Raw genomic sequence first — 26237 nt, forward strand, 5'->3', positions numbered from 1 at the left:
AGCGGGAACGACCGCGAGGCGACCGTACGCAGGCTCCTCGAGCAGCCGGCGCGGCCGCTTCCGCCCGAGATCCACACGGAGGCGGTGCGCCGCGGCGGCCGCATGCTGCGGCGCAGGACGCTCGCCCGCCGTCTCCTGTGGCTGCTGCTGCTCGCGGCGGCCGTGGCGTTCACGGTGTGGGCGCTGACGGCCCGTCCGTGGGTGGAGCCGCCGTCCGACACGACTCCACCCCTCACCGGCTGGTGACCCCGCCGGGGGCCCCACCGGTCTAGCCGAGCGCCTGCTGCAGGTCCTCCACCAGGTCCTCGGCGTTCTCGATGCCGACGGACAGCCGCACCAGGTCCGCGGGGACCTCCAGGGCCGAGCCGGCCACGGAGGCGTGCGTCATGCGGCCGGGGTGCTCGATCAGCGACTCGACGCCGCCCAGGGACTCGCCCAGCGTGAAGATCTTGGCGCGGTTGCAGACCTCGACGGCCGCCTCCTCGCCGCCCTCGACGCGGAAGGAGACCATGCCGCCGAACGACTTCATCTGCTTGGCCGCGACCTCGTGACCGGGGTGCTCCGGCAGACCTGGGTACAGCACGCTGCTCACGCGCGCGTGCCGGGTGAGCATGTCGGCGACCTTGACCGCGTTCTCGCTGTGCCGGTCCATGCGCACCGAAAGCGTCTTGGTGCCGCGCAGCACCAGCCAGGAGTCGAAGGGCCCGGCGACCGCGCCCATCGCGTTCTGGTGGAAGGCCAGTTCCTCGCCCAGGCCGGCGTCAGCGGTGATCAGGGCGCCGCCGACGACGTCGGAGTGACCGCCCATGTACTTGGTCAGCGAGTGCACGACGACGTCCGCGCCCAGCGACAGCGGCTGCTGGAGGTAGGGCGTGGCGAAGGTGTTGTCGACGACGAGGCGGGCGCCGGCGTCCCGGGCGACCTGCGCGACGGCGGCGATGTCGGTGATGCCGAGCAGCGGGTTGGAGGGCGTCTCCACCCAGACGACCTTGGTCTTCGGGGTGATGGCGGCCCGTACGGCGGCCGGATCGCTGGTGTCGGCGACCGACCACTCGATGCCCCAGCGGGCGACGACCTTGGCGAACAGGCGGAACGTGCCGCCGTACGCGTCGTTCGGGATGACCACGTGGTCGCCGGGGCCGAGCAGCGTACGCAGCAGGCAGTCCTCGGCCGCCAGCCCGGACGCGAACGCGAGCCCGCGGCGGCCGCCCTCCAGGGCGGCGAGGTTCTCCTCCAGCGCGGTCCTGGTGGGATTGGCGCTGCGGCTGTACTCGTAGCCGCCGCGCAGCCCGCCGACGCCGTCCTGCTTGTAGGTCGAGACCTGGTAGATCGGCGGGACGACCGCGCCCGTCAGGGGGTCGGCGGTGTTGCCCGCGTGGATCGCGAGCGTCTCGAAGTGCTGACTGATGTGCCTGTCGCTCATGAGCACCGAGGGTAGTGCGCCGGAGCGACGCATGCCGGGCGACGGCGTGAGCCGGGGTTTTCCACAGGTTCCGACCCGTGCCGGGGGACGGCGTCGGTTGGGGTTTTCCACAGGTTCCGGGAGCAGGTTGGCCAATTGTCGGCGCGGTCTGGTTCGCTTGTTGCATGGAGATTCTCTGGGTCCTGATCGCGCTGGTCATGCTGGGCTTCGTGCTGCTCCCCTTCCTGCGGCGCAAGCGCGGTGGTGCGACAGGGCTGGTCTCGCCCGACCACCCGGACGCGGCGGACCCCGCGAACTACGGCTTCGTCCTGGAGGAGGAGCTCGACATCCGCATGCCGGGCCCCGACCAGGACCTGCTGGACGTCCTGGACGTGGTGCAGCGCACGCAGGACCACCGTGCCGCGCAGCAGCTCCTGGCGGGCACGGAGACGGAGGGCGAGCGGCGCTGGCAGCGGGTGCAGGCCTTCGCGGGCGCGGCCTCGCTGGAGCTCTCGCGGCGGCCCGGCGGGGTGAGCGAGGCGCCGGGCGGACAGTGGCTGCGGGTGTGGCGGGCCGAGGCACCCAAGGACGCGGGCGGCGCGGCGGTGCACGCCGAGTTCCTGGTGCAGCAGGCGTGGCGGACGGCGACGCCGGGGACGGACGAGTTCCGGATCATCATGGAGGAGGCGAGGACGGCGTGCGGTGAGGCGGCGCTGCTCGCCCCCGGTGACCCGATCCCGTACATCGTCGAGCTGTCGGTGGCCCGCGGCCTCGGTTACTCGCAGAAGGACTTCGAGCAGGTCTGGCTGAAGATCCTGGACCGCGCCCCGGCCCACATGGGGGCGCACCTGGCGGCGCTGCACTACTGGTGCGAGAAGTGGCACGGCTCGCGTGCGGAGGCGTACGCGTTCGCCGAGGCCGCGGCGGCCCGGGCGCCCCGGGGCTCCCTCCTCTCGGCGATGCCCCTGTTCGCGGTGTTCGAGCACCTTCCCGAGGTGACCCTCGTCGCGAGCTTCTGGCAGAGCGAGGTCGTCACGAAGGCGGTCCACGGCGCGCTGCACGCGGTGCACTCGGCCCGCCCCGACGACCCGATGCTGGCCCACGTCCGGCACATGCTGGTGTTCTTCCTGGTCCGCAGTGAGCGCTGGTCGGAGGCCATGAACCAGCTGGTGCACATCGACGGCCATGTGGGCGCCCTGCCCTGGACCCTCTCGGCCGACCCGGCGGCGGAGTTCGCGGTGTACCGGGCCCTGGCGGTGGCGGGCTACGAGGCGAACGGCGGCAGCCCGGCGAGCCTGCCGCACTGAGCCTTCCCCGGGCCGCCGTGCAGGCCCGGGGCCCGCCGGAATGCCGGGCACCACCGGCACGTTGCAGTGGGCGTCGCCCTGATTGGAGACCGCATGTTCCTGCACAGCCGTACGCCCCAGCTGCCGACTTCCGAGCAGGCGCTGCAAGGCCGCCCGGAGCCGGCGTTCACGGTCCCCGACCGCCACACCGTCCTCGGCAACCCGCTGCTCGGCCCGTACCCCGAGGGCCTGGAGACCGCCGACTTCGGCCTGGGCTGCTTCTGGGGCGCCGAGCGCAAGTTCTGGCAGCTCCCGGCCGGTGTGTGGACGACCCTCGTCGGCTACCAGGGCGGCCACACCGAGAACCCCACGTACGAGGAGGTCTGCTCGGGCCTGACCGGCCACACCGAGGTCGTACGGGTGGTCTTCGACCCGGAGCAGGTCTCGTACGAGCGCCTCCTGAAGACGTTCTGGGAGTCCCACGACCCGACGCAGGGCTTCCGCCAGGGCAACGACGTGGGCACGCAGTACCGCTCGGCGATCTACACCCACACCCCCGAGCAGGAGGCCGCCGCCAAGGAGTCCCGCGCGGCGTACCAGAAGGTCCTGACGTCCTCCGGCTACGGCACCGTCACCACGGAGATCGTCACGACGGAGGGCCGCCCCTTCTACCCGGCGGAGGGCTACCACCAGCAGTACCTGGACAAGAACCCCGCGGGCTACTGCGGCATCGGCGGCACCGGGGTGTCCTGCCCGATAGGTGTTGCCAAGGCCGACGGCTGATTCGAAGTGAGCGACAACGAGAAGATCACCCGACTGTTTGCAGCTCTCGGCGCTGACGATCCGGAAGGCTGGGCTGCATCAGAGGTTGCGGAGAACCTTCCTCAGCTGGCTCGGTACCGGTTGCTCCGAGCACTGTCGCAAGACATTGAGGCGTGGGACACGGCTTCGGTCAGCTCCCTCCGCGACGACAGTGACGCCGAGGGGGCGACCGGGTCGAATCCCACGATGGATCTCGGGTGCCTTGCTCGCCACGTTGCCCGTGAGATGGCCTTCAGCGTCTTGCGCCGACTGGCGGACCCGGACAGCGACGGCCTCTCCGCTGACATACGACAGCAGATGCCCGGATGGGTTCTCACGGAGACGACACCCGCCGGAGAGCCGACGCACCGCTCGCTGGACTGTCTGTACGAGGACCTCAACACCGTGGTCGACTCATCGCCCGGCACGCAGCCGAGCAGGACGGTCGCGGCAGGCTGGATCTGGTTGAGCAATCTCCGCCCCTTCTGCGAGTACCTCGCGGCGGAAGTGGAGTACGACTTCGACGACAGCGACTGGTTGGCCATCGACACGGCACTGCCCGAGACCGACGACGACCAACCACGCTCGGCCTGGTACACCTACCCCCTCGTCGGGCGCGACCGCGTCGATCTCCACATCGCCCGATCCGTGAACGGCGACGAGGTGTCCGTGAGTGTCCAGGGAACCGTGGACAGCCGTGTCCGAAGCCGTGTTGAACTGCTCTTCGACATCATGGCGCGCTACGCGCTTGCACCGGAATGAACCCGAGGCCGGGCTGCCACCGAAATGTAGGCGGATGGTTGCTCAGTCCCACCAGAAGAACCAGGTTCGCGTCGGGACCTGCAAAGTGACCTCGGGCAACCCTCCAATGACCTGGTCCAGGTCGGGGCAGTAGGCGTAGTGCTCTATCGCGACCCGTGCTGCCTCCAACGGGGCCGCCGGAGGGTGCTCCACCGACAGCATCACCTCGTGGGTGTCGAGGTAGCAGATCTCCGCACCGTACCGGTCGTGCCACGCCCGCAGGACGCTCGCGTGGTCCCGGTAGGACAGTCCTTCCCCGCCGGGGAACGGCGTGTGGTTCGGCGTGAACGGTGCGTCCAGGAGTTCCGGGAGACCGGAGGGATCCTCGGTGGAGACAAGGCAGATCCACTCGGGGGGCTCTGCGAAGAAGGTGGCGAGCAGGGACTGCGCGGACCTGGGTGCCCGCGCCCCGGCCGCCGGAGTGGAATCTGCGAGTCGCCGGGCCAGGTCTTCGAAGTCGCGTGCGGAGGTCGGGTGTGCCTGGGGCCCTCTGAACCACTGCGCTTCCGTGAGAAGGTCGTTCGCCTGCAGCTCCATCAGCCTCTCGACGATCGGCTGTCGACCCTTGTCGGCGCGGCTGTCGCCGGCTACGCCTGCCCATTCCCATCGGCTCGGTGAGGTGTGAGAGATGAAGGGCCACAATCCGGTGGATCCGTATCGCTCACGTGCGCGCCTCCACACGTCGAGACACGCCCCTGGCTCGCACCGGAAACCGAAGAGGACTCCCCTTCTCGGGGTTCGAGCCGTTCGTACCTGATCCGCAGGCACACCCAGCTCGGCGGCGAGCCTGTCCATGGGGTCGCCCCGCATCGCTCTTCCTTTCACCGGCTCCCACGCGCCCTGGATCTCACGCAGCACGACGCACCCTACGGTCCGCACAGGAGGACGGGGGGCTGCTGGGAGCGTACGGGCAGCCAATAGGGTGCCCACGTGACTGCGCCCCTGAGTTCCGAGAGGTCCCGTGCCGCGTTGCGGACGTCCGCGCGGGTTTCCGCCGAGTTGCTGCTGGTGCTCGCCATGTCGGCCGTGGCGTTGTGGTTGCTGGGCCGGATGTGGTCGGTGGTGTGGCCGCTCGTGGTCGGGCTGCTGCTGACCACGCTGACCTGGCCCGCGGCCCGGCTGCTGCGCCGTCGCGGGTGGCCGCCCGCGCTGGCCGCGTCCGTCGTGACCGTACTGTTCCTGCTGGTCGCCGTCGGTGTGGTGGCGCTGATCGCCGTGCCGGTGGCGTCCCAGTCCGGAGAGCTGACCGACGGTGTCGTGGAGGGGATCCAGCGGCTGCGCGAGTGGGCCGCAGGACCGCCCTTGAACATCGGGGACGCGCAGATCAACCAGGCCTTCGACAGCGCGGTCTCCCGCGCCCAGGAGGGCGTCGGCAGCATGGTGGGCGCCGTCGTCACCGGGGTGAGCACCGTGGTGAACGGCGTCGTCACCGCCGTCCTCGCGCTCTTCCTGATGTTCTTCTTCCTGAAGGACGGCCCGCGGTTCCTGCCGTGGCTGTCCCGGCAGCTGCCCGGCCGCTTCGCCACCGACGTGCCGACGGTGTGCGCGCGGAGCTGGGACACCCTGGGTGCCTTCGTGCGGTCCCAGGCGGCCGTCGGCCTGCTCGACGCCGTCCTGATCGGACTCGGCCTGTGGATCCTGGGTGTCCCGCTGGTGCTTCCGCTCGCGGTGCTGACCTTCGTCTCGGCGTTCGTGCCGATCATCGGCGCCCTGTTCGCCGGCTTCGTGGCGGTGCTCATCGCGCTCGTGTCCAACGGTCTGACGGACGCGGTGATCGTGCTGGCGATCATCGTGGTGGTGCAGCAGCTGGAGGGCAACGTCTTCCAGCCCATGATCCAGAGCCGTGGTCTGGGTCTGCACGCGGCCGTCGTCCTGCTGGCGGTGACGCTGGGCGGCAACCTGGCCGGCATCGTGGGCAGCCTGCTCGCCGTGCCCGTGGCCGCGCTGATCGCTGTGGTGTGGAACTACGTGCGCGAGCAGCTCGTCGATCCGGCGGGCGAAGCGGCGGCCGACGAGCCGGGCACCGACGAGCCGAATGCCGGAGCGGCCGTCCCGTCGTAGCGGCCGTCCCGTCACAGTGGCCGTCCGGTCGTAGCGGCCCCGCCGCGGCGGCCCGAGGGCACTCGACCGCACTGACGCGCGAACGGCCCCGCCCGGGTCGCGGGGCTCCTCCTCGCTTGCGAGTCTGCAGGCGAGAGGAGAGCCGCCCCATGATTGCTGTCGCCGCGTCACCCGTGCGTCTGGAGGCGTCCGTCGATCCCCGCCTGTCCCGGTGGATGTGGCTGGTGAAATGGCTGCTCGCCATCCCGCACTACATCGTGCTGGTGTTCCTGTGGATCGCCTTCACCGTCGTGACCGTGATCGCCTTCTTCGCCATCCTCTTCACGGCCCGCTACCCGCGGTCTCTCTTCGACTTCAGCGTCGGCGTACTGCGCTGGAACTGGCGGGTCGGCTACTACGCGCACACCGCGCTCGGCACCGACCGGTACCCGCCCTTCACCCTCGCCGACGTGCCCGACTACCCGGCGCGCTTCGACGTCGCGTATCCCGAGCGGCTGTCGCGCGGACTGGTCCTGGTGAAGTGGTGGCTGCTGGCGATCCCGCAGTACATCGTGGTCGCGATGTTCGTCGGGGGCGGCTGGGGCGGGGAGGACTGGCGGGGCGGCGGGCTGCTGCCCTTCCTCTCCCTGGTCGCCGTCGTCATCCTGCTCTTCACCGCCCGCTACCCGCGGCACCTCTTCGATTTCCTGATCGGCCTCGCCCGCTGGGCGGCCCGGGTGACGGCCTACGTCACGCTGCTGACGGACCAGTACCCGCCCTTCCGGCTCGACCAGGGCGGGCAGGAGCCCTCACCGGCGTCGCCGGCGGCATCACCGCCACCAGCGGACCCACTGACCAAGGCCTGACCCCGCAAGGGGCACGATCCGCAGCGGAATCGTCTCCTCCCGCCCTACGCTCCCTCGCATGGTTCTCAGACGAGCGTTACAGCTGATCATGGTCATCGCTCTGGCCCTCGCGGGGGCGGTCCAGGGCGGCGTGAGCACGGCACGGGCGGCGGAGAACGGAAGCTCGGACGGGCGGCAACTGCTGTTCTGCAACCACGCCTACGGCGTCTTCGACCGGCAGACCGCGGACGCCATCGAGCACTCCTCCTACCTGCGGGACTTCGCGAACTTCCAGGTCCGCACCACGACCGGCTCCGGCGGGCAGACCTGGACCGGCCGCTATCTGATGGGGCGCGAGACCTACTTCGAGCTCTTCGGAGTGGGCGACGTACCGGGCAAGGACGGCACCCTCGGCGCCGCAGGCCTGGGCGTGTCCACCGAGCGCGCCGGCGACCTGCCCACGGTGGTCGAGCGGCTGCGGAAGGCCGGGATCAGCGACCCGGTCGAGTTCCCGCAGACGCGCGACTTCGGCGACGGCGTCCCCGTGCCCTGGTTCGACGCGGTCTTCACCACCGACCAGTACGACCTCTTCGGCGCCTGGGGCATGGAGTACCGGCCGGAGTACTTCGCCGACCCGCGCAGCAACACCGAGCCCGCCTCCCACCCGGGCGACGTGGGCCGGGAGCGCTACCTGTCCGACGCCTACCGCGACCACCTGATGCGGGACGTGACCGGCATCAGGCTCGCGGTGACCGCACGCGACCTCGCCGCCACGGTGCCGCTGCTGAAGGCCGGCGGATTCGCGGTCCGGTCGCTGCCGGGCGGGGGCGTCCTCGCGAAGGGCGGCGGCACCACGATCCGGTTCGACTCCGTGCCCCTGGACCAGGTGGGCCTCAAGCAGATCGAGATGACGCTGAACCACCCGGTGTCGTACCGGCACGTGGAGCGGATCGGCCACTCGGCCCTCGTGGTCGGCCCGGGGTCCCGAGCGGTGTGGACCTTCGAGGAGCAGGACCGGCCGAACGCCGGGTAGGACACGATCTAGCCGAGCCTCTCCGCCAGGAACTCCTCCCAGGTCCGCTTCCCCTCCTCCGCCCCCGCCGGTGCCAGGTTCTCCCCCGCCCGGTACGCCCGCCCCGCCTTCCCGGGGATGCGCACCGGCAGCATGGGGCGGCGCCTGCCGCTCAGGCGGAGGTAGGGGCGGGCCAGGGCGGCGAGGTCGTGGACGTGCGGTCCGGTCAGGTCCGGGACCCGGCCGGAGGGGGCGCCGAGGGTCAGCTCCGCGAGGCGGGCGGCGACCTCGCGGGAGTCGACCGGCTGGAGCCGGAGGCCACCGGGGACCGGGAAGACCGGCAGCTTCGCCATCTTCTCGACCATGGTCAGCGTGAGGTCGTGGAACTGAGCCGCGCGCAGGGTCGTCCACGGGATGCCTGACTCGGCGACAGCCCGCTCCGACTCCAGCTTTGTCCGCATCCAGGCCAGCGGGACCCGGTCGGCGCCGATGACCGAGACGTAGACCAGGTGCCGTACGCCGGCCCGGGCCGCGGCGGCCACCAGGGTGCGGGTCGCCTCGTCGTCGCCCTTGGGGCCGCCCGCCAGGTGCAGCACGGTTTCGGCGCCGAAGACGGCGGCCTCGACGCCGTCGCCCTTCAGCAGGTCCCCGGTGACGTACTCGACGCCGTCCGCTGCGGGGCGGGCGCTCCGGGTGAGGATCCGCACGTCGTGGCCGGACGCCCGCAGCAGCGGGACGACGTGGGCTCCGAGGGTGCCCGTGCCGCCGGTGACCAGGATCGGTGATGTCATGACTGCTCCCCGGTTGTTCGTCGTGGTGTCGCCTTCGCCGGTATGACGGGCGGGGCCGCGACGATGTGACGAGCCGGGGCGCGGGCGGGACGGGCGGCTCAGCCGCCGCTGCCGTAGGGCCTCGTGATGATCTCCAGGCGGTGGCCGTCGGGGTCGTCGAAGTAGGCCCCGCGGCCGCCGTCGTTGTGGTTGATCTCCCCGGGGCGGCTGTGGAACGGGTCCGCCCAGTAGGTGAGGCCGGCCTCCTGGATGCGGCCGAAGATCTGGTCGAACTCGTCCTCCGAGACGAGGAAGGCGTAGTGCTGCGGCGTGATGGCGCCGGGGCTGTCCATGAAGTCGAGCGTCACGCCGTTGGGGATCTCTACCGGGAGGAAGGGGCCGTAGGGCGGACTCACGTCGAGCCCCAGGAGATCGGCGAGGAACCGGGCCGATGCGCGCTTGTCGTGGGCGACGACGATGGTGTGGTTCAGCTGCACGGTCATGACGGGCCTCCCCTGAAGTACCCGGCGAACGCCTGCGGTGCACTCCCCCACGGGTACCCCGCGTGCGGCCCGCCGTGCATCACGAAAGCCCTGAGGGCCCCGGCACGCGGCCGGGGCCCTCAGGGCTGCTGCACATGGGTCCGAGGTCAGATCGTCGCCGTGTCGATCACGAAGCGGTAGCGCACGTCGCTGGCCTGGACCCGCTCGTACGCCTCGTTGATCTGGTCGCCGCGGATCAGCTCGATCTCGGCACCGAGGCCGTGCTCGGCGCAGAAGTCCAGCATCTCCTGCGTCTCGGCGATACCGCCGATCATGGAACCGGCGAGGTTCTTGCCGCCGCCGATCACCGAGAAGAGGTTGAGGGAGACCGGCTCCTCGGGGGCACCGACGTTGGCCAGCGTGCCCTCGGTCTTCAGCAGCGACAGGTAGGCGTTGAAGTCCAGCGGGGCGGACACCGTGGACACGATCAGGTCGAACGTGCCGGCCAGCTCCTCGAAGGTCTTCGGGTCGCTGGTGGCGTAGTAGTGGTCCGCGCCCAGCCGCAGTCCGTCCTCCTGCTTGCGCAGGGACTGCGACAGCACGGTCACCTCGGCGCCGAGCGCGTGGGCGATCTTGACGCCCATGTGGCCGAGGCCGCCCAGGCCGACGATCGCGACCTTCTTGCCGGGGCCGGCACCGAAGCGGCGGAGCGGGGAGTAGAGGGTGATGCCGGCGCACAGCAGCGGGGCCGCGACGTCGAGGGAGAGGCCGTCGGGGATACGGACGACGAAGTTCTCGTCGACGACGACGTTCTGCGAGTAGCCGCCGTAGGTGGGCTCGCCGTCGTGGCCGATGCCGTTGTACGTCGGGACGTTGCCCTTCACGCAGTACTGCTCGCGTCCGTCCTTGCAGTTCTCGCACTCGCGGCAGGAGTCGACCATGCAGCCGACGCCCACGCGGTCACCGACGGCGAACTTCGTGACGCCCGGGCCGACCTCGGTGACGACACCGGCTATCTCGTGGCCGGGGACCATCGGGAAGATCGCCTCGCCCCAGCCCTCCTGGGCCTGGTGGATGTCGGAGTGGCAGATGCCGGCGAACTTGATGTCGATCAGGACGTCGAACTCGCGGACCTCGCGGCGCTCGATGGTGGTGCGCTCCAGCGGAGCCTTGGGAGCGGGAGCGGCGTACGCAGCAACAGTGGTCATGCCGGGGGTTCTCCTAGCGGGGGTTGTGTGCCCGGCTGCCTTCTGGATCTTCTGACCGGGCACGATCACCAGCGTGCCCGATTGACGAGAGCTCACCCAGACCACGGTTTTGCGTACGCACACGGTGCGTACCACTGGCGGGGTCAGGCTGGTGTGCGTACGACCGTGAATACTGGAACGCATGGACGAACAGCCCGAACCCGCACAGACGGCCGGCGGCGGCCTGGACCGGCGCGTCGAGCTCAGTGAGTTCCTGCGCACCCGGCGGGCCCGGCTGAAGCCGGAGGACGTGGGGCTGCCCGACTTCGGGCGGCGGCGGGTGCCCGGGCTGCGCCGTGAGGAGCTGGCGCAGCTGGCCGGGGTGTCCGTGGCGTACTACACGCGGCTGGAGCAGGGCAACGGCCGCAACGTCTCGGCGGAGGTGCTGGACGCGATCGCGCGCGCCCTGCGGCTGAGTGACGCCGAGCACGCGCACCTGATGCATCTGGCGAAGCCGAAGCAGCACAAGAAGAAGCCGGTGGCGCGCAGCCAGCAGGTGCGGCCGGCGCTGCGGCATCTGCTGGACTCGATCGAGAACGTCCCGGCGTACATCGTCGGGCGGCGCTCGGACGTCCTGGCGTGGAACCGGATGGCCGCGGCTCTCTTCGGTGACTGGGCGGAGCTGCCGGCCCAGGAGCGGAACTGGGCGCGGATGGTGTTCTTGCGGCCCGAGTACCGCGAGCTGTTCGTCGAGTGGGACCAGAAGGCGGCCGACATCGTCGGCTACCTGCGCCTGGACGCGGGCTGCCACCCGGACGACCCGCAGCTGTCGGCGCTGGTCGGCGAGCTGTCGGTGAAGAGCGAGGAGTTCCGCCGCCTCTGGGCCGCCCACGACGTCAAGGAGAAGAGCTACGGCGTCAAGCGCATGCGCCACCCCCTGGTCGGCGACCTGACCCTGTCCTTCGAGACGTTCCGCCTGGTCGACGACGGCGAGCAGTCCCTGATCACGTACCACGCGGAACCGGGCACCCCGCCGGCGGAGGCCTTGCGCCTGCTGGCGAGCTGGGGGGCGGACGCGACGCGCTCCGGGGCCAGGGCTTCGACACCGTCGGAGTGAGCGGGCGGGCGTGTCGGTCCGACGCGACGGGCCCGCCGGAAGCCGAAGCTCCCGACGGGCCGTCAACGCGCTTGCGCTACTGCTTGCCTGCCACGCGTGCTACTTGCCGTAGTACGCGTTGTAGATCGAGATCGTCGACTTGTTGCCCTTCTTGTCTGCGATCTTGGCGTGGAAGGAGATGCCCTTGCCCTTCGCCGGGTTCTTGACGCTCACCTTGCCGTCCTTGACGGTGAGCTTCTTCCAGGTCTTGCCGTAGTCGTACGAGGCGTACACCGACAGCGACTTCAGGTTGCTGCCCTTGGCCGCGCCCTCGACGGTGACCGGGACCTTGACGGTCTTGTCGGCCGGGGCCTTGCTGCCCAGATCCGTGGTCGCAAGGAAGCGCGCCGTGGAGACGGGCAGCTTCGTGATGTCGCTGGTCTTCTTCGAGCGGAACGTCCAGCTGGCGTCGACGCGAGTGGAGGCCGCCGCGACCTTGACGCTGCGCTTGACCGACGTCGTCAGCTTGTACTCGGCGTCACCGGCCGGGACCTTGAACTGCTTGTCGCCGAACAGCGGGTCGTCGTTGCTGCCGACCTTGGTGCCGTTGCGGTACAGGGTCGTGTCGACCGCGGAGAACTTCGAGTAGCCCACGTTGCCCTTGCCGTCGGCGAACAGCGGCAGGGAACCGTAGATCTCGTTGCCCTCACGGAAGACACCGAAGTCACCGCTCAGGCGCGGGCCGAAGACAGCCGTGTTGACGGTCTTCGAGTAGCTCTTGCCGCCGGCGAACTTGTGCGTGCCCATCGCGTAGGCGGCCTCGTCGACCGGGAAGCCGTCCGCGTCCACACCGCCGGCCTGGGCGAACTCGAGCTGCCACTGCACGCCGCCCTGGGCGGACAGGTGCAGCGTCCGGGTGCCGGGCAGGGTCTGCGGGATGCCGATCGAGGAGGCGCTGGAGCTCCACGGCATCCAGCCCACCGCGTTGATCGCGCCCTTCTTGCCGCTCGCCGATGCGCCGAGGCCGGCCTTCACCGTGGCGAGCTCGCTCGCCTTGTAGTGCTTGGTGAAACCGGTGGCGAGCTGCTTGACCGGGCCGCCGGCGATGACGTCGTACTCCTCCTTGTCGCCCTTGGACCAGTGGCCGTCCCACTGCTGGGTCACCGAACCGTCGGTGATCTGCGGGCCGACGTGGGCGCTGCGGAACTTGTCGTAGGAGTCCAGCCACCAGCCGAAGCCCCAGCTGTAGTCACCGGATGTCACCGTGTAGTCGGCCGAGGCGAACTCCGACTTGACGCCGGTGGCCGGGACGGTGATGTCCACCGGCTTGGCCTTGCGGGCGTCCAGCGTGACCGTCGTGTTCTTGGTGAGGCTCAGCTTGGGCTGGGCGAGCCAGTCGACGCCCTCGAACTTCTCCGGGTCGTCGCCCGCGAAGATGTTCGTGTTCAGGATGTAGGTGCCCTTGGGGAGGCGGGCGGTGACCGTGCCGTCCTCGTCGTACGGCATGGCGTCCTTGCCCTTGCCCAGGCCCGCGATGCCGGTCAGGTCGGCGCTGTAGTTCTTCGCCGCCTTGCCGTCACGGTCGAGGAACTTCAGCGTCACGTCGTACGACTCGACCTCACGCTGCACCGCGGCCGCCGTGCGGACGGTCTGCCCGTCGCCCGTCGCCGTCACGTACGCCGAGTACGCGCCGTCGACGGTGCCGCCCAGCTTGGTGTCGACGGTGAACGGCACGGAGGCCTTGCCGCCGGCCGGGACCGTCACCGAGGTGGCGCCGAGCTTGAAGAAGCCGGCCGGGGCGGCCTGGCCCTTCGGGTTGGTGGCCGTCGACGAAAGCTTCAGCGTGACGTCCTTCGTACCGAGGTTGCGGTACGTCAGCTCCTTGGTGACCGGCTTGTCGTCGGTGTGCGGCCACTGCTGCACACCGAAGCTCACCGAGGCCGGATCGGCGATCACGGACTGCTTGATGGCCTGGTCGACCTGGATCCGGCCCGAACCCTGCTCGAACGGGGTGTACTTGCCGCCCTTGGTGGAGCCGGTGAGGGCGCCCTTGAGCTCGGCGTACTTCCACTCCGGGTGCTGCTGCTTGAGGATCGCCGCCGCGCCCGCCACGTGCGGGGTCGCCATCGACGTACCGGAGATCGTCATGTAGCCGGCCGGCTTCTCGCCGACCTCCTGGGCTATCTGGTTGCCCGGGGCGGAGGCCGCGGTGATGTCCACGCCGGGCGCGGTCACGTCGGGCTTGAGGGCGCCGTCCATGCCGGGGCCGCGGCTGGAGAAGTCGGCGAGCTTGTCCTTGTCGTCGACCGCGCCGACGGTCAGGGCCGCGGCGGCGCTGCCCGGGGAGCCGATGGTCTGCTCGCCGAAGTCGCCCTCGTTGCCGGCCGCGATGGCGAACAGGACGCCCTTCTCGTCGGACAGCTTGTTCACCGCCGCTTCCAGCGGGTCGATCGCGGGCGTGTCGCCGCCGCCCAGGCTCATGTTGATGACGTCGGCGCCCTCGGCGGCGGCCCACTCCATGCCGGCGAGGATCTCGGAGTCGCTGCCGAATCCGCCGTCGTCGAGGACCTTGCCGTTGAGAATCTTGGCGCCGGGCGCGACACCCTTGTACGTGCCGCCGGACTTCTTGCCGGTGCCGGCCGCGATGGAGGCGACGTGCGTGCCGTGGCCGACCTTGTCGGTGGCGTCGGGCGAGGTGGTGAAGTTCTTGGCGCCGACCACCTGACCCTTGAGGTCGTCGTGGGTGGCGTCGACACCGGTGTCCAGGACGGCGATCTTGGTGCCCTTGCCGTCGTAGCCGGCCGACCACGCCTTGGGGGCGCCGATCTGCGGGACGGACTTGTCGAGGCTGGCCTTGCGGACGCCGTCGAGCCAGACGTGCGCGATCCCGGCGGCGGTCTTCTCGCCGTTGGTGACCGCGTCCCAGAGCTCGGGGGTGTCCTTCTGCGGTGTCTGCACCGCGTCCGCGTTCACGGACTTCAGCGCGCGGCTCAGGGTGCCGGCCTCGCGGACGTCGGCCTTGGTGGCCGCGGCGCTGCCCTGGTAGCCGACGATGACCTTCAGGCCCTTCTTCTGGGCCTTGCGGGTCGCGGACTTGTTCAGCTCGGTGACGTCGAAGAGCCGCTGGTCGAGCTTGCCCGTGGCGACCAGACGGGCGGCGTCGGCCGGGATGACGAGGGTGTGGCCGTCGACCTTGCGGACCTGGGCGGGTACGTTCTCACGGCCCTTGGCGTGCTCCAGGCCGATGACACGGCCCTTGGCGTCGAGGACGACCCGGTCGCCGGTGATCAGTGTGATGCGGTGCTTGGCGGTCAGGGACGCCGGCTTGGCGGCCGCTGCCGCCTGCTCGCCGTTGGCCGACGCCGGACTGGTCATGCCCGCCGCCAGGGCCACGGCAGCCGCTGTGGCGACCGTGGCCGCGTACGCCCTTTTCACTTGTCTGCGCAAGTTTCCCCCTTGCAGAAGAACCGGGCGAATTCCCCGTTCACCCGGCCGGGGGTGGTCTCGTACGCATGCACGTACACCCCCCGGAATACGCAGTATGCCGAGGGATGATCAGGTGCTCAATAGATGAGAGGACGACAGGAAATCCGTCGGCCGACTGTTACACGGCCGTCGGAACTCCGTTACAGGGCCGCGTGGTTACGCACGTGCGTTCTCCTTGACAGTGATCCGGCCCTTGCGGATCGTCGCCAGGCGCGGGGCCTTCTGCGCTATCGCCGAGTCGTGGGTGACCATCACGAAGGTGAGGCCGAGCTCCTCCCACATGCGTTCGAGCACGTCCATGATCTCGTCGCGCATGGATTCGTCGAGATTTCCGGTGGGTTCGTCGGCGAGGAGCACCTTTGGCTGTTTCACCAGGGCCCGGGCGATGGCCACGCGTTGTTGCTGGCCGCCGGACATCTCGCCGGGCAGATGGGCGAGGCGCTCGCCGAGGCCGACCGACTTCAGTGCCTCGGCGGCCTGTTCGCGTCGCTGTTTCGGTTTCACGCCGAGCGGGACGAGGGCGGTCTCCACGTTTTCCTGCGCGGTGAGCGTCGGGATGAGGTTGAAGGACTGGAAGACGAAGCCGATGCTTTCGCTTCTGACCCGGGTCAGTCGTGCCTCCGGCAGTGCGGCGAGGTCGGTGCCGTCCAGGACGATCTGTCCGGAGGTGGGGCGGTCCAGACCGCCGAGCATCTGAAGCAGGGTGGATTTGCCGCCGCCGGTGGGGCCTTGAATGACCAGCCGGTCGCCGTCGGGGATGGTCAGGTCTATGCCGTCGAGGGCTTGGACGGTGTCTTTGGAACGGGTGTAGTGCTTGGTGACAGCTCTGAGTTCGTACATGGTGGGAGCTCCTGAATCGTCTTCGAGTGCGGGTGCGTGGGGGGTTGTTCGCGCCTACGCGGCGGAGCCGCACATGCCCCGCGCCCCGTGGTCGGTGCGGTGCCGTCGGCCGAGGGGAACGCCTACTCCACCCGCCGCAGTGCGTCCGCCGGGCGGAGCCGCGAGGCCCGCCAGCCGCCGAAGGCCCCTGCGATCAGCCCGCCCGTCACGGCCAGAGCCACCGCCAGGGCGATGGTCGTCAGGCTCACCGGTGCGGTGAGGGCGACGTCGAGGGTCTTCGTGGCCGCCGCACGGCCCGGGCCGCCGAAGCCGCCCCGGAAGCCCTCGCCCCCTCCGCCCCCGCCCAACTGCGCCTGCAGCGTGGGGCTGACGGCTGTCACGGCGTACGCGCCCGCCAGTCCCAGCGCGATCCCCAGCGCACCGCCCACCAGACCGTTGACGACGGCCTCTCCGACGACCTGCCGCGTCACCCGGCTCGACTTCCAGCCCAGTGCCTTGAGCGTGCCGAACTCGCGGACCCGCCGGGAGACCGCCGAGGACGTCAGCAGGCCCGCCACGAGGAACGCGGCCACGAGCACCGTGATCGAGAGCCACTTGCCGACACTCGCGGCGAGGGAGGAGGCCGTGGACAGGGAGCCGGAGACGGTGTCGGCCAGGTCGGCGGAGGTGGTGACCGTCGTGCCCGAGATGTTCTTCTGGATCTCCGACTTGACGCTGCCGATCCGCTGCGAGTCGGTGGCCTTGACGTAGATCGTGGTGACCTCGTCCTTGGCGCCGGCCAGTGTCTGCGCCTGCTTCAGCGGGAGGTAGAGGTTCGCGGCCGCGTCCCCGCTGTCGGCCGTGGCGATGCCGATCACCTTGAACGAGCTGCCCTTGACGGTGACCGTGGAGCCGGCCTTGAGCTTCTTCTCCTTGGCGTACGCCGAGTCCGCGACGGCGACCTTCGCGTTCGTCTCGGCCGTCGTGAACGTACGGCCGCTGGTGATCTTCGAGGAGGTCAGCGGGCCGAGGGCCGGTTTGGTGACGTCGGTGCCGTAGACCGAGTAGTTGTTGACGTCGAAGTCGGCGCCGCCACCCTCGACCCGGCCCTGCGGCGAGGGCAGGGCCCCGGCCCGGCCGCGGCCCTGCCCGCCGCCCTCGCCCTGCTCGAACCGGCCCCGGGTGAACGCGCCGCTGACCTTGACGACCTGGAGGCTCAGCCCGCCCACGGCGTCCGCGACGCCGCTCTGTGCGTCGACCTTGCCCACGGTCGAACTCGCCAGTGTCTGGAAACCCCGCACCATGACGCGGTCACTGCTCTGCTCACCGGTCGAGCCGTCGTCCCGGGCGTCGAAGCGGAAGCGCGGCCGCTCGGAGCTGCTCGCGGCCGGTGCCGCGGCCTTGGTGACGGTCATGTCCGTGCCCAGTCCGTACAGCGACTGGAGGACCTTGTCCTGCGCCCTGCCCATACCGGCGGACACGGAGGTGACGACGATGACCAGCGCGATACCCAGCGCCAGTCCGGAGGCGACGACGAGGGCCGCCTTTCTGCGGCGGCGCAACTCGCGCCTCAGATAGGTGAAGAACATGGCCGCAAGCTAGGGACGGTCTGTGATGAGGGCTTGAGCCACGCATAAGAGGTGGATGAGAACAGCCGAAAGGCCGCCGCCCACCCCTCGTCGGGTGGGCGGCGGCCTTTCGTCAGCCGAGCGGTGAGAACCGGCGCGCCGTCAGACCGCCGAACCGGCCTTCCAGTCGGCCCAGTTCATGTTCCAGCCGTTGAGTCCGTTGTCCGGTGCGATGGTCTTGTCGCCGGTGTTCTCGACGACCACCACGTCACCGAGCATCGAGTTCTTGAAGAACCACGCACCCGGGGTGTTCGGGTCGTTGGCGCCCTTGGCGTCCTGCAGACCGACGCAGCCGTGGCTGGTGTTCACGCTGCCGAAGATGGACTTCGCGCCCCAGTAGTTGCCGTGGATGAACGTGCCGGAGCTGGAGAGGCGGATGGCGTGCGGCACGTCCTTGATGTCGTACTCGCCCTTGCCGTCGTCGTCCGTGAAGCCCACGGTCGCGCCGTTCATGCGCGTCTCCTTGAACTTCTCGGACATCACCATGATGCCCTCGTAGGTCTTGTTCTCGGGCGAGCCGGCGGAGATCGGGATCGTGCGGACGACCTTGCCGTCCTGCGTGATCTTCATCTTCTTGGTCTTCGCGTCGACGTACGAGACCTGGTTGCGGCCGATCTTGAAGGTGACCGTCTTCTGCTGGACGCCGAAGACGCCCTTGGCTCCCTCGACGCCGTCGAGCGCGAGCTTCAGCGTGACGGTGGAGCCTTCCTTCCAGTAGTCCTCGGGCCGGCAGTCCATGCGGTTGGCGTTGAACCAGTGGCAGGCGACCTCCTGGCCGCCGGTCGTGCTGACCTTGATGCCCTTCTGGACCGCGGCCTTGTTGGTGATCGCCTTGTCGAAGTTGATCGAGACCGGCATGCCGACGCCCACGGTGGTGCCGTCGTCCGGCGTGAAGTTGCCGATGAAGCTGTTGGCCGGGGAGACCGTGGTGAACGAGGCGTTCTCGTGGGCGACGCGACCGTCGGAGTCCTTCGCCTCGGCCGCCAGCTTGTAGGTGGTGGACCGCTCCAGCTGGGCGGTCGGCTTCCAGCTGGTCTTGTCGGCGGATATCTGGCCGCTCACCTCGGTGCCCTCGGACGTCGTCATCTTGACGTCCGTGAGCGTGCCCTTGCTGACGGTGACGGCGGCGGAGTTGTTGATGGAGGCGTTGTCGGAGCCGTCCTCGGGTGTGATCTTGATCTGGGCCTCGGAGGTCTTCTTCGCCGCGGCCTCGTCGACCTTCGACTGGGAGCTGTCACCGCCCCCGCCGGAGGCGTCGTCGTCGCCACCCGAACACGCCGAGAGCACCAGCACTCCGCCGAGCAGTGCGGACGCGACCGTCAGGCCCTTGCGCCGCTTACTGACCGTCATCACACGCTTCTCCATCGTTGCCGATTTCCCCAAAACCCCGAGTGTCCCCGTCACCACCGAGTGCCCCCGCCGGGACTCGTGAGTCCTCGTCCGGAACTTTCAACGCTACGACCGGTTCGCCCGGTTCCCCAGGTCGCGCAGGTGTGGGGATCACCACGTCCGAGACGGAGGGTGCGGGCGATACGGGTGCGGTCGGTGCGCCGGTTGAGACGCGAAGACCCCGGGCGGCGGTTGCCACCCGGGGGCACGATTTCCCGGACGGTTCAGCCGTCGCTGTCCTCGTCATCATCCTCGTCGAGGTCCCAGTCCGGCGAATCGGGGTCGTAGTCGACCCGCTCGCTGCTCCAGGAGGCCTGCTGGAGCTCCACCCCGGGCACCTCGCTGACCAGGTCGAACGGGTCGACGAGGTAGGCGAGGGCCTCCGCGGTGTCTTCCGTCACAGCGCTCTCGGCGTGGGCCCGCTCCGTCGCCGGCATCTCCGCCTCGTCGGCGATCCGGCGCAGTGCGGACTTGGTGACGGCGTCCGCGTCGTCGACCTCGAGAACGAGTTCCACCCGAAGCCGTACAAAACGTGATGTCTCTGGAGTGCTCATGGCGGGAGCGTACGTCCAGGTCCTCCCGTGACTTTCCCGTGACCCGCGACTTTCACTAACATCGCCCCACACGGCCAATTCGCCGACGTCACAAGGGGATCGATATTCCGTGTCATCCGCTCGCCGCCCGTTGCTGACCGCCACCGCCGCGGCGTCCCTGCTGGGCGCCATGTGGTTCGTCCCGTCCGCGAACGCGACGCCGGACTCCCCGGTGAGAGACGCGGTCTCGACGAGCCCGTCGCCGCAGGTCACGGAGCAGGCCCGGATCGCGGCCACGACCGCCGACGCCTCCGTCACCGGCGCCCGCCTCGCCGACACCGGCACCTTCGACAGCACCCCGTACGTGATCGGCGGGACCCTCTGTCTGACGCTGGGCGCCGGGTTCGTCGTGTACTCGGTACGCCGGGAACGCCTCGGTCTCTGAAGGCGGTTGAGGGCCCCGCCGGACGGCAGGGCCCCTGCCGTCCTACTGGAGCGGCCCGGTGACCTTCTCCACCGCGGCCAGCAGCCGCCCGTCGCGTACGAACGCGTCGGCCGCGGCGAGATCGGGCGCGAGGAACCGGTCCGGCCCGGCCCCCTCGACTCCGGCCTCCCGTGCGGCGTCGATGGCCGCCCTCGTCGCGGGCGCCGGGGTCAGCCCCTCGCGCAACTCCACCGCGCGCGCGGCGGCGTAGAACTCGATGGCGATCACGCGCGTGAGGTTGTCGACGGCCGTGCGCAGCTTGCGCGCCGCCGACCAGCCCATCGAGACGTGGTCCTCCTGCATGGCGGAGGACGGGATCGAGTCGGCCGACGCCGGTACGGCGAGCCGCTTCAGCTCGCTCACCAGCGCGGCCTGCGTGTACTGAGCGATCATCAGGCCCGAGTCCACACCGGCGTCGTCGGCGAGGAACGGCGGCAGGCCGTGGCTGCGGTTCTTGTCGAGCAGCCGGTCGGTGCGCCGCTCGGCGATGGACGCGAGGTCGGCGGCGGCGATGGCGAGGAAGTCCAGGACGTAGGCGACCGGCGCCCCGTGGAAGTTGCCGTTGGACTCGACCCGTCCGTCGGGCAGCACGACCGGGTTGTCCACGGCGGACGCCAGCTCGCGGTCGGCGACCAGCCGGGCGTGGGCCATGGTGTCCCGGCCGGCGCCGGCGACCTGCGGGGCGCAGCGCACCGAGTAGGCGTCCTGCACGCGCGGGGCGTCGTCCTGGTGGTGCCCGGTCAGGCCCGAGCCCTTCAGCACGGCCAGCATGTTGGCGGCGCTGGCGGCCTGCCCCGGGTGCGGCCGGATGGCGTGCAGCTCGGGGGCGAGGACCTTGTCGGTGCCGAGCAGGGCCTCCAGGGACAGGGCGGCGGTGACGTCGGCGGACCGGTAGAGGGTGTCCAGGTCGGCCAGGGCCATCACCAGCATGCCGAGCATGCCGTCGGTGCCGTTGAGAAGGGCGAGGCCCTCCTTCTCGCGCAGTTCGACCGGCTGGATGCCGTGCGCGGCGAGGAGTTCGGCGGCCGGGCGTACGACACCGTCGGGGCCCTCGGCGTCGCCCTCGCCCATCAGCGCGAGGGCGCAGTGGGACAGCGGCGCGAGGTCGCCGGAGCAGCCGAGGGAGCCGTACTCGTGCACGACCGGGGTGATCCCGGCGTTGAGGAGGTCGGCCATGGTCTGCGCGACCTCGGGGCGTACGCCGGTGTGCCCGGAGCAGACGGTCTTCAGCCGCAGGAACATCAGCGCGCGGACGACTTCCCGCTCCACGGCCGGGCCCATCCCTGCGGCGTGCGAGCGGACGATGTTGCGCTGCAGCTGCGCGCGCAGCTCGGGGCTGATGTGCCGGGTCGCCAGGGCGCCGAAGCCGGTGCTCACGCCGTACACGGGGTCCGGCTTGGCCGCCAGCGCGTCCACGATCTCGCGGGCCGCGGCGAGGGCGGCCACGGCCTCCTCGGAGAGCTCGACGCGGGCGCCGCCGCGCGCCACGGCGAGCACGTCGGACGCCGTCACCCCGGCCGTCCCCACCACCACAGTGTGCATATCCATATTCAGGAGCGTACGCAGTGAATTCGATGATGTCACCACTGGGGGCGGCGTTCACCCCTTACCGAATGCGTCACACCGCCCGGGCGGGTGCAGAGCCCGTCCGGGACCAGGGGCGTGTGCGTGCGGGATCGGGGCGTACGGGATCAGGGCGCGTGCCGGCCGCGGAACCGCCGGCGCTCACCGCCGGCCTCCTGGGACGGTTCGTCCGCGAGCCGCACGACGGGGTCGTCGGGCCCGGCCCGCCCCGCGACGACCGGCCTGGCCGCCCGCTCGGCCTTGGCCCGGTACTGGGCGGCGTCGGCGAGCCGGAACAGCCGACGGGCCGAGCGCACCGGCCCGATCGGGTCCTCGGTGGAGGCGACCCCGCAGGCCACTCCGTCCCCGAGCTCCAACTCGGCGGCCCTGCGGCACAGTTCGCCGGCCGCCTTCACGACCTGGTCGGCGGGCGGCCCGACCGCGAGCAGGCAGAACTCGTCCCCGCCCAGCCGCGCGGCCAGCGCCCCCGGCAGCATGGCCCCGCACAGCGACAGCACCGACCCGAACCGCTCCAGGAGCCGGTCGCCGGCGGCGTGTCCATGGGTGTCGTTGACCCGTTTGAGCCCGTTCAGATCGCAGACGACGAGACTGACGACGGCCCCGTCCCTGCGGTGCCGCTCGATCGCCCGCTCCAGGCGTACGTCCACAGCGCGGCGGTTGGCGAGCCCGGTGAGGGAGTCGGTGAAGGCGAGCCGCCGGACCTCCTCCAGCCGCTCGGTCTGGGCGAGGCCGGCGGCCACGACGGAGGCCAGGACGGTGGCGAAGTCGGCGTCGCCCCGCCCGAAGACGGCCTCACCGGCCGGGCGGGCGACATACAGCTCGCCCCAGGCCCGCCCGTGCAGCACGATGGGCGCGACCACGCAGCAGCCGCGGCCGCGGCGCCGCAGGGCGGCGACCCGCTGATGGCAGTACCCGGGCCGTCCGGCTGCGGGCCCCTCGGCGGTCTCCACCCACGCGTCGGGCTCCCCGCCACCGGCCCACTGCTCGTGCAGGAACTCGGTGATCTCCGCGAACTGGTGCACCGGGTAGGCCTCGTCCTCCGGGAACTCCTCCTCCCCCTCGGCCAGCTCGCCCACGTTCACCAGGACCCGCAGCCGCCCGAGCTCGCGCTCCCACACCGACAGCGCGGCGAAACTCCCGCCCAGCGCCCGGCACGCCCCGGCGGCCGCGGCGCGCCACGCCTCACGTGACCCGTGCGCGGCCGCCATCCCCTGAGCCAACGCGACGACGGCCGCGAGCCGCCTGTCCTCACCCATCACTCCAGGCTAGGGAGTTTTCAGCCAGACTGACGCGTTTACGACGCGAACGGGGACGACGGTTTCGCCCGGGTCCGCTCCGGCCGCTACTCCCCCGGCTACTCCCCCGGCCACTGCGGCTTGCGCCGCTCGTTGAAGGCCGCGACCCCCTCCGCCCGGTCACCCGAGAAGGCCGTCGCCCGCCACGCCGCGTCCTCGACCTCCAGCCCGGCCCGCAGGTCCAGCCCCTGCCCGAGCCGCAAGGCCCGCTTCGCCGCCCGCAGCCCGACCGGCGAGTTCCCGGCGATCCGCGCCGCCAGCGCAAGCGCCTCCTCCCGGTCCCGCCCCTCCTCGACCAGCTGATCGACCAGCCCCAACTCGCCCGCCTCGACGGCCTCCACCCGCCGCGCGGAGAAGATCAGCTCGGCCGCCCGGGCCGCCCCGACGCGCCGCGGCAGCAACTGCGTGCCCCCGCCCCCGGGGATCACCCCGACCGACACCTCCGGCAGTCCGACCACCGCCGTCCGGTCCGCCACGATCACGTCGCACGCCAGCGCCAGCTCGAACCCGCCGCCGAGCGCGAATCCGTGGACCGCCGCCACCGTCGGCACCGGCAGCTCCAGCACGCCGGTGTACGCCCCTCGCGTCACCGGCCGCTGCCGCAGCAGATCCGCGTCGCTGAAGGAGTTCCGCTCCTTCAGATCCGCCCCGACACAGAAGGCCCGCTCGTGCGTCGAGGTCAGCACGACCGCCCGTACGTCCCGGTCCTCCCCCAGCGCCGTACAGGCCCCGGCGATGGACCGCGCCATCTCCGTCGACACCGCGTTCATGGCCTTGGGCCGGTCGAGGACGAGCTCCGCGACATGGCCCTGCTCATGCCGCCGCACCAGCACGAACTCCCCGAACCGTTCCTCACTCATGACACCCTCCGGTTAACGCGGGTTAACAAGGTCGACGCTTCGATCATCGCAGCCGCACCCGAGCCGCGAAAGGGCGGACTCGCTCGGCTTCCACCACCCCCCGTCCACCCGTTCGAGTGACGTCACCGCAACTCCGGCCCAACCACCCAAGGGAGCGCATAGCGTGCGTCCCCCTCCCCCACGGCGCACAGGGGGCGCAGGTGCTGCGGGGAGGGACCGTTTCGGGGAGGGACCACATGACGACGAACACGCCGGCGAGGCCACGAGGGGACACGAGGGCCGCCACGGCACCGCACCGACGTGAGCCCGCTCCCCACCAGGCCACCACGGCACCGCATCGACGTGAGCCGCCCGCGCCCTGCGAGCCGACGCCCGCCGACAGCGGCTTCTCCCACCCCCGCGTCCGGGGCCGTCACCGCAAGCCCCGGCCCCGCAAGGTCCTGCTCGCCGCCGGCGGCCTCGCCCTCGCCACGGGAGCCCTGAGCCTCCTGCGCCTGACCTCCGGCCCGGGCGCCGACGCCCGCACCGTCGAGGCCGGGCCCCGCCCCGAGCCCGTCACCACCGCCGCGGACGACGCCGCAGTCACGGCCGCGACCTTCCCGGCGGCCCCGGACGCGAGCCCGTCGTCGCCCGCGGCCCTGGGGGGCCGCACCCCGTCACCGGCCACCAAGGGCGCGCGGGTGTCCCCGTCCACCACGACCGGCACCCCGGCGGCCTCCACGGCAGCCGCCGCCCCGGCGCCCACGACCATCCCCGACACGCCGAACCCGCCGAACGCCCCCGCCCCGGCACCGACGGCCCCGGGCGGCCACGCCACGCGTCCGGACTCGGCCCCCACCACGCCCGCATCGCCGAGCCGGACCACACCGGCCCCGGCGCCGCCCAAGACCGAGGAGTCGAAGAAGCCGCACGACCCGGGCCTGTGCGTGCCGGTCATCGGCCTGTGCATGGACTCACCGGTCGACCGCCGCTGACGACTCTCCGGCGGCCGCTACGGCACGCAGTCTGTCCGACGACCGGTAGCGGGCACGCCCTCTCGCCGACGCCCCGGTTACGGCGCGCTGTCCCGCCGCGTGAGCAACCACGGCTCCACGACGCCGAGCCCACGCACCGGCCGCTGCCACATCGGCTGCAGCCCGAACCGGTACGCCGGGGGCTCCTCGCCCTCCTTCTCCGCCGCCGCGGCCTCCTCGGCCGCCTCCGCCTCCGAGGCCGGGGCGTCCTGCGTACGGATCAGCTCCTCGGCGAAGGCGGTGTCCACGAGCACGGCGTCCTTCGGAGCTATCGACGTGAGCCGGGAGGCCAGGTTCACGGTCGTACCGAACACATCACCCATGCGGGTGGTCACCGTGCCGAACGCCATGCCGACGCGCAGCTCCGGCATCGTCTCGTCGTGCGCCATGGTCTCGATCAGCCGCAGGGCGATCTCGGCGGCCGTGCCCGCGTCGTCCGCGGCGTAGAGCACCTCGTCGCCGAGGGTTTTGATCAGCCGCCCGCCGTTCGCGGCCACCAGGTCGGCGGCCGTGGTCTCGAAGGCCTCGACCAGCTCGCCGAGCTCCTCCTCCTCCATGCGACGGGTCAGCCGCGTGAACCCGACCAGGTCGGCGAAGCCGACGGCGAGGCGCCGGTCGACCATCTCCTCGTCGTCGGCCGCCTGCACGACCCGTCCCGCCGAGGCGGCGAGCTGACGACGCCAGACGTAGACCAGGAACTCCTCCAGCTCGGGCAGGAGCAGCTCGACGATCGGGTACGTCACCTCGGTGCGGGTCATGCCCGGCTCGGGCGGCTCGGTCAGCCCCTCCAGGAAGGAGTCGATCTGCCACTCGGCGAGCCGCGCGGTGGTCTGCCCCGTGGACCGGGCCACCTGTACGGCCATCGCCTCGCTCAGCAGCCCCGCCTCGACGAGACCGGCCAGGCGCCGCAGGGCGAGGACGTCGGCCTCGGTGAGGGCCTTGGCCTGGCCGATGTCGGCGAAGCCCATGGCCCGCCAGAAGCGGGAGGCCAGTTCCATGGAGACACCGGCGCTGCGGGCCGCCTGAAACGGGGTGTAGCGGCGCTCGGCGCCCAGGATGAGCCCTTCGAGGCGCAGGGCGAGCGGATCCTCGCCGGAGTCGGCGCCCTGCGCGTCCTCGCCGGAACCCGAGTCGTCGACGGTCACGCGTGTTGCCCTTCCGATCTGTCACGGTCATGTATCGACCGGCCTCAACTCTACGGCAGGTGTGCGCCAGCTCACTCCGTTAGGTCCGGTCGAGGGATTGTGCCCGGCGTTCCCTTGACACTCGGCGTTGCGTCCCGACCCTCCGGGGGCTGCCGCCCCCAGACCCCCGCTTCGGCCTGAACGGCCTCGTCCTCAATCGCCGGACGGGCTCAGAAGTCGTTCGGCTGAGCTGCGGGCATGCGTGTCGCCAGGGGCGGCACGGGTGGGCGTGGGGCCCCT

The 26237-nt window shown here is 71.0% G+C and carries 24 protein-coding genes; 10 read left to right on the top strand and 14 right to left on the bottom strand.

Annotation, left to right across the window (positions count from 1 at the left end):
- Positions 1–246, top strand: a 246-nt coding sequence (locus ABT116_RS21190; protein WP_351636156.1) for a hypothetical protein, incomplete at its 5' end; no start/stop codon positions are given.
- Positions 247–268: 22 nt separating this feature from the next.
- On the opposite strand, the gene ABT116_RS21195 is transcribed toward ABT116_RS21190, so the two are convergent.
- Complete coding sequence (locus ABT116_RS21195; protein ID WP_351636159.1) at positions 269–1423, bottom strand: cystathionine gamma-synthase; 1155 nt, start codon at positions 1421–1423, stop codon at positions 269–271.
- A 164-nt stretch (positions 1424–1587) separates the two neighbouring features.
- Between ABT116_RS21195 and ABT116_RS21200 the strand changes: the two genes are divergently transcribed.
- From ABT116_RS21200 to ABT116_RS21210, 3 genes are all read left to right on the top strand, one after another.
- The gene (locus tag ABT116_RS21200) at positions 1588–2709 is read left to right on the top strand and encodes a hypothetical protein (protein WP_351636162.1); all 1122 of its coding nucleotides are present in this window, start codon (positions 1588–1590) and stop codon (positions 2707–2709) included.
- Between the two features lie 93 nt (positions 2710–2802).
- Positions 2803–3471 carry a peptide-methionine (S)-S-oxide reductase MsrA gene (gene msrA, locus ABT116_RS21205; protein ID WP_351636165.1) on the top strand — a complete coding sequence of 223 codons (669 nt, stop codon included), beginning with the start codon at positions 2803–2805 and terminating at the stop codon, positions 3469–3471.
- A gap of 6 nt (positions 3472–3477) precedes the next feature.
- On the top strand, positions 3478–4251 hold the full coding sequence (locus ABT116_RS21210; protein WP_351636168.1) for a hypothetical protein: 774 nt from the start codon (positions 3478–3480) through the stop codon (positions 4249–4251).
- 42 nt (positions 4252–4293) lie between these two features.
- On the opposite strand, the gene ABT116_RS21215 is transcribed toward ABT116_RS21210, so the two are convergent.
- A complete protein-coding gene (locus tag ABT116_RS21215; protein WP_351636171.1) occupies positions 4294–4827 on the bottom strand; it encodes a DUF4253 domain-containing protein in 534 nt (177 codons plus the stop codon).
- A gap of 393 nt (positions 4828–5220) precedes the next feature.
- Here ABT116_RS21215 and ABT116_RS21220 point away from each other — a divergent pair, with 393 nt between their 5' ends.
- The 3 genes from ABT116_RS21220 (at position 5221) to ABT116_RS21230 (ending at position 8208) form a co-directional block, all read left to right on the top strand.
- Positions 5221–6351 (top strand): AI-2E family transporter, encoded by a 1131-nt coding sequence (locus tag ABT116_RS21220; protein WP_351636175.1) that lies wholly within the window; start codon positions 5221–5223, stop codon positions 6349–6351.
- A 149-nt stretch (positions 6352–6500) separates the two neighbouring features.
- Positions 6501–7196 carry a DUF4389 domain-containing protein gene (locus tag ABT116_RS21225; RefSeq protein WP_351636178.1) on the top strand — a complete coding sequence of 232 codons (696 nt, stop codon included), beginning with the start codon at positions 6501–6503 and terminating at the stop codon, positions 7194–7196.
- A gap of 82 nt (positions 7197–7278) precedes the next feature.
- Positions 7279–8208 carry a DUF5829 family protein gene (locus tag ABT116_RS21230; RefSeq protein ID WP_351636217.1) on the top strand — a complete coding sequence of 310 codons (930 nt, stop codon included), beginning with the start codon at positions 7279–7281 and terminating at the stop codon, positions 8206–8208.
- A gap of 8 nt (positions 8209–8216) precedes the next feature.
- Here ABT116_RS21230 and ABT116_RS21235 read toward each other — a convergent pair whose 3' ends face one another.
- From ABT116_RS21235 to ABT116_RS21245, 3 genes are all read right to left on the bottom strand, one after another.
- Positions 8217–8978 (bottom strand): SDR family oxidoreductase, encoded by a 762-nt coding sequence (locus tag ABT116_RS21235; RefSeq protein ID WP_351636181.1) that lies wholly within the window; start codon positions 8976–8978, stop codon positions 8217–8219.
- Between the two features lie 98 nt (positions 8979–9076).
- Entirely contained in the window at positions 9077–9460 is a 384-nt protein-coding gene (locus tag ABT116_RS21240) for a VOC family protein (protein WP_351636184.1), read from the bottom strand.
- A gap of 146 nt (positions 9461–9606) precedes the next feature.
- Positions 9607–10647: an NAD(P)-dependent alcohol dehydrogenase gene (locus tag ABT116_RS21245; protein WP_351636187.1), complete on the bottom strand. Its 1041-nt coding sequence runs from the start codon at positions 10645–10647 to the stop codon at positions 9607–9609.
- 181 nt (positions 10648–10828) lie between these two features.
- Between ABT116_RS21245 and ABT116_RS21250 the strand changes: the two genes are divergently transcribed.
- Complete coding sequence (locus tag ABT116_RS21250; protein WP_351636190.1) at positions 10829–11743, top strand: helix-turn-helix domain-containing protein; 915 nt, start codon at positions 10829–10831, stop codon at positions 11741–11743.
- A 99-nt stretch (positions 11744–11842) separates the two neighbouring features.
- Here the strand turns inward: ABT116_RS21250 and ABT116_RS21255 are convergent, their stop codons facing one another.
- The 5 genes from ABT116_RS21255 to ABT116_RS21275 all read right to left on the bottom strand — a co-directional run bounded on the left by ABT116_RS21255 (position 11843) and on the right by ABT116_RS21275 (position 19598).
- The gene (locus ABT116_RS21255; protein ID WP_502983909.1) at positions 11843–15097 is read right to left on the bottom strand and encodes a S8 family serine peptidase; all 3255 of its coding nucleotides are present in this window, start codon (positions 15095–15097) and stop codon (positions 11843–11845) included.
- Between the two features lie 267 nt (positions 15098–15364).
- Positions 15365–16048, bottom strand: a complete 684-nt coding sequence (locus ABT116_RS21260; RefSeq protein ID WP_351636194.1) for an ABC transporter ATP-binding protein — start codon at positions 16046–16048, stop codon at positions 15365–15367.
- Between the two features lie 122 nt (positions 16049–16170).
- Positions 16171–17616: an ABC transporter permease gene (locus tag ABT116_RS21265; protein WP_351636197.1), complete on the bottom strand. Its 1446-nt coding sequence runs from the start codon at positions 17614–17616 to the stop codon at positions 16171–16173.
- A gap of 141 nt (positions 17617–17757) precedes the next feature.
- Positions 17758–19005 (bottom strand): L,D-transpeptidase, encoded by a 1248-nt coding sequence (locus ABT116_RS21270; RefSeq protein ID WP_351636200.1) that lies wholly within the window; start codon positions 19003–19005, stop codon positions 17758–17760.
- Between the two features lie 263 nt (positions 19006–19268).
- Positions 19269–19598, bottom strand: coding sequence for a hypothetical protein (locus ABT116_RS21275; RefSeq protein ID WP_351636203.1), 330 nt, complete (start codon positions 19596–19598; stop codon positions 19269–19271).
- Positions 19599–19707: 109 nt separating this feature from the next.
- Between ABT116_RS21275 and ABT116_RS21280 the strand changes: the two genes are divergently transcribed.
- Positions 19708–20022, top strand: coding sequence for a hypothetical protein (locus ABT116_RS21280; protein ID WP_351636206.1), 315 nt, complete (start codon positions 19708–19710; stop codon positions 20020–20022).
- A gap of 42 nt (positions 20023–20064) precedes the next feature.
- Here ABT116_RS21280 and hutH read toward each other — a convergent pair whose 3' ends face one another.
- The 3 genes from hutH to ABT116_RS21295 all read right to left on the bottom strand — a co-directional run bounded on the left by hutH (position 20065) and on the right by ABT116_RS21295 (position 23800).
- Entirely contained in the window at positions 20065–21603 is a 1539-nt protein-coding gene (hutH, locus tag ABT116_RS21285; RefSeq protein WP_351636223.1) for a histidine ammonia-lyase, read from the bottom strand.
- Between the two features lie 149 nt (positions 21604–21752).
- Entirely contained in the window at positions 21753–22901 is a 1149-nt protein-coding gene (locus ABT116_RS21290) for a GGDEF domain-containing protein (protein WP_351636208.1), read from the bottom strand.
- A 98-nt stretch (positions 22902–22999) separates the two neighbouring features.
- Positions 23000–23800: an enoyl-CoA hydratase/isomerase family protein gene (locus ABT116_RS21295; protein ID WP_104777690.1), complete on the bottom strand. Its 801-nt coding sequence runs from the start codon at positions 23798–23800 to the stop codon at positions 23000–23002.
- A 236-nt stretch (positions 23801–24036) separates the two neighbouring features.
- Between ABT116_RS21295 and ABT116_RS21300 the strand changes: the two genes are divergently transcribed.
- Positions 24037–24774 (top strand): hypothetical protein, encoded by a 738-nt coding sequence (locus ABT116_RS21300; RefSeq protein WP_351636211.1) that lies wholly within the window; start codon positions 24037–24039, stop codon positions 24772–24774.
- A gap of 77 nt (positions 24775–24851) precedes the next feature.
- Here the strand turns inward: ABT116_RS21300 and ABT116_RS21305 are convergent, their stop codons facing one another.
- A complete protein-coding gene (locus ABT116_RS21305) occupies positions 24852–25958 on the bottom strand; it encodes an adenylate/guanylate cyclase domain-containing protein (protein WP_351636214.1) in 1107 nt (368 codons plus the stop codon).
- Positions 25959–26237: the final 279 nt, after the last annotated feature.

Origin of the sequence: Streptomyces sp. NPDC002130 (assembly GCF_040296465.1) — a bacterium.
In the GTDB taxonomy this organism is placed as follows: domain Bacteria; phylum Actinomycetota; class Actinomycetes; order Streptomycetales; family Streptomycetaceae; genus Streptomyces.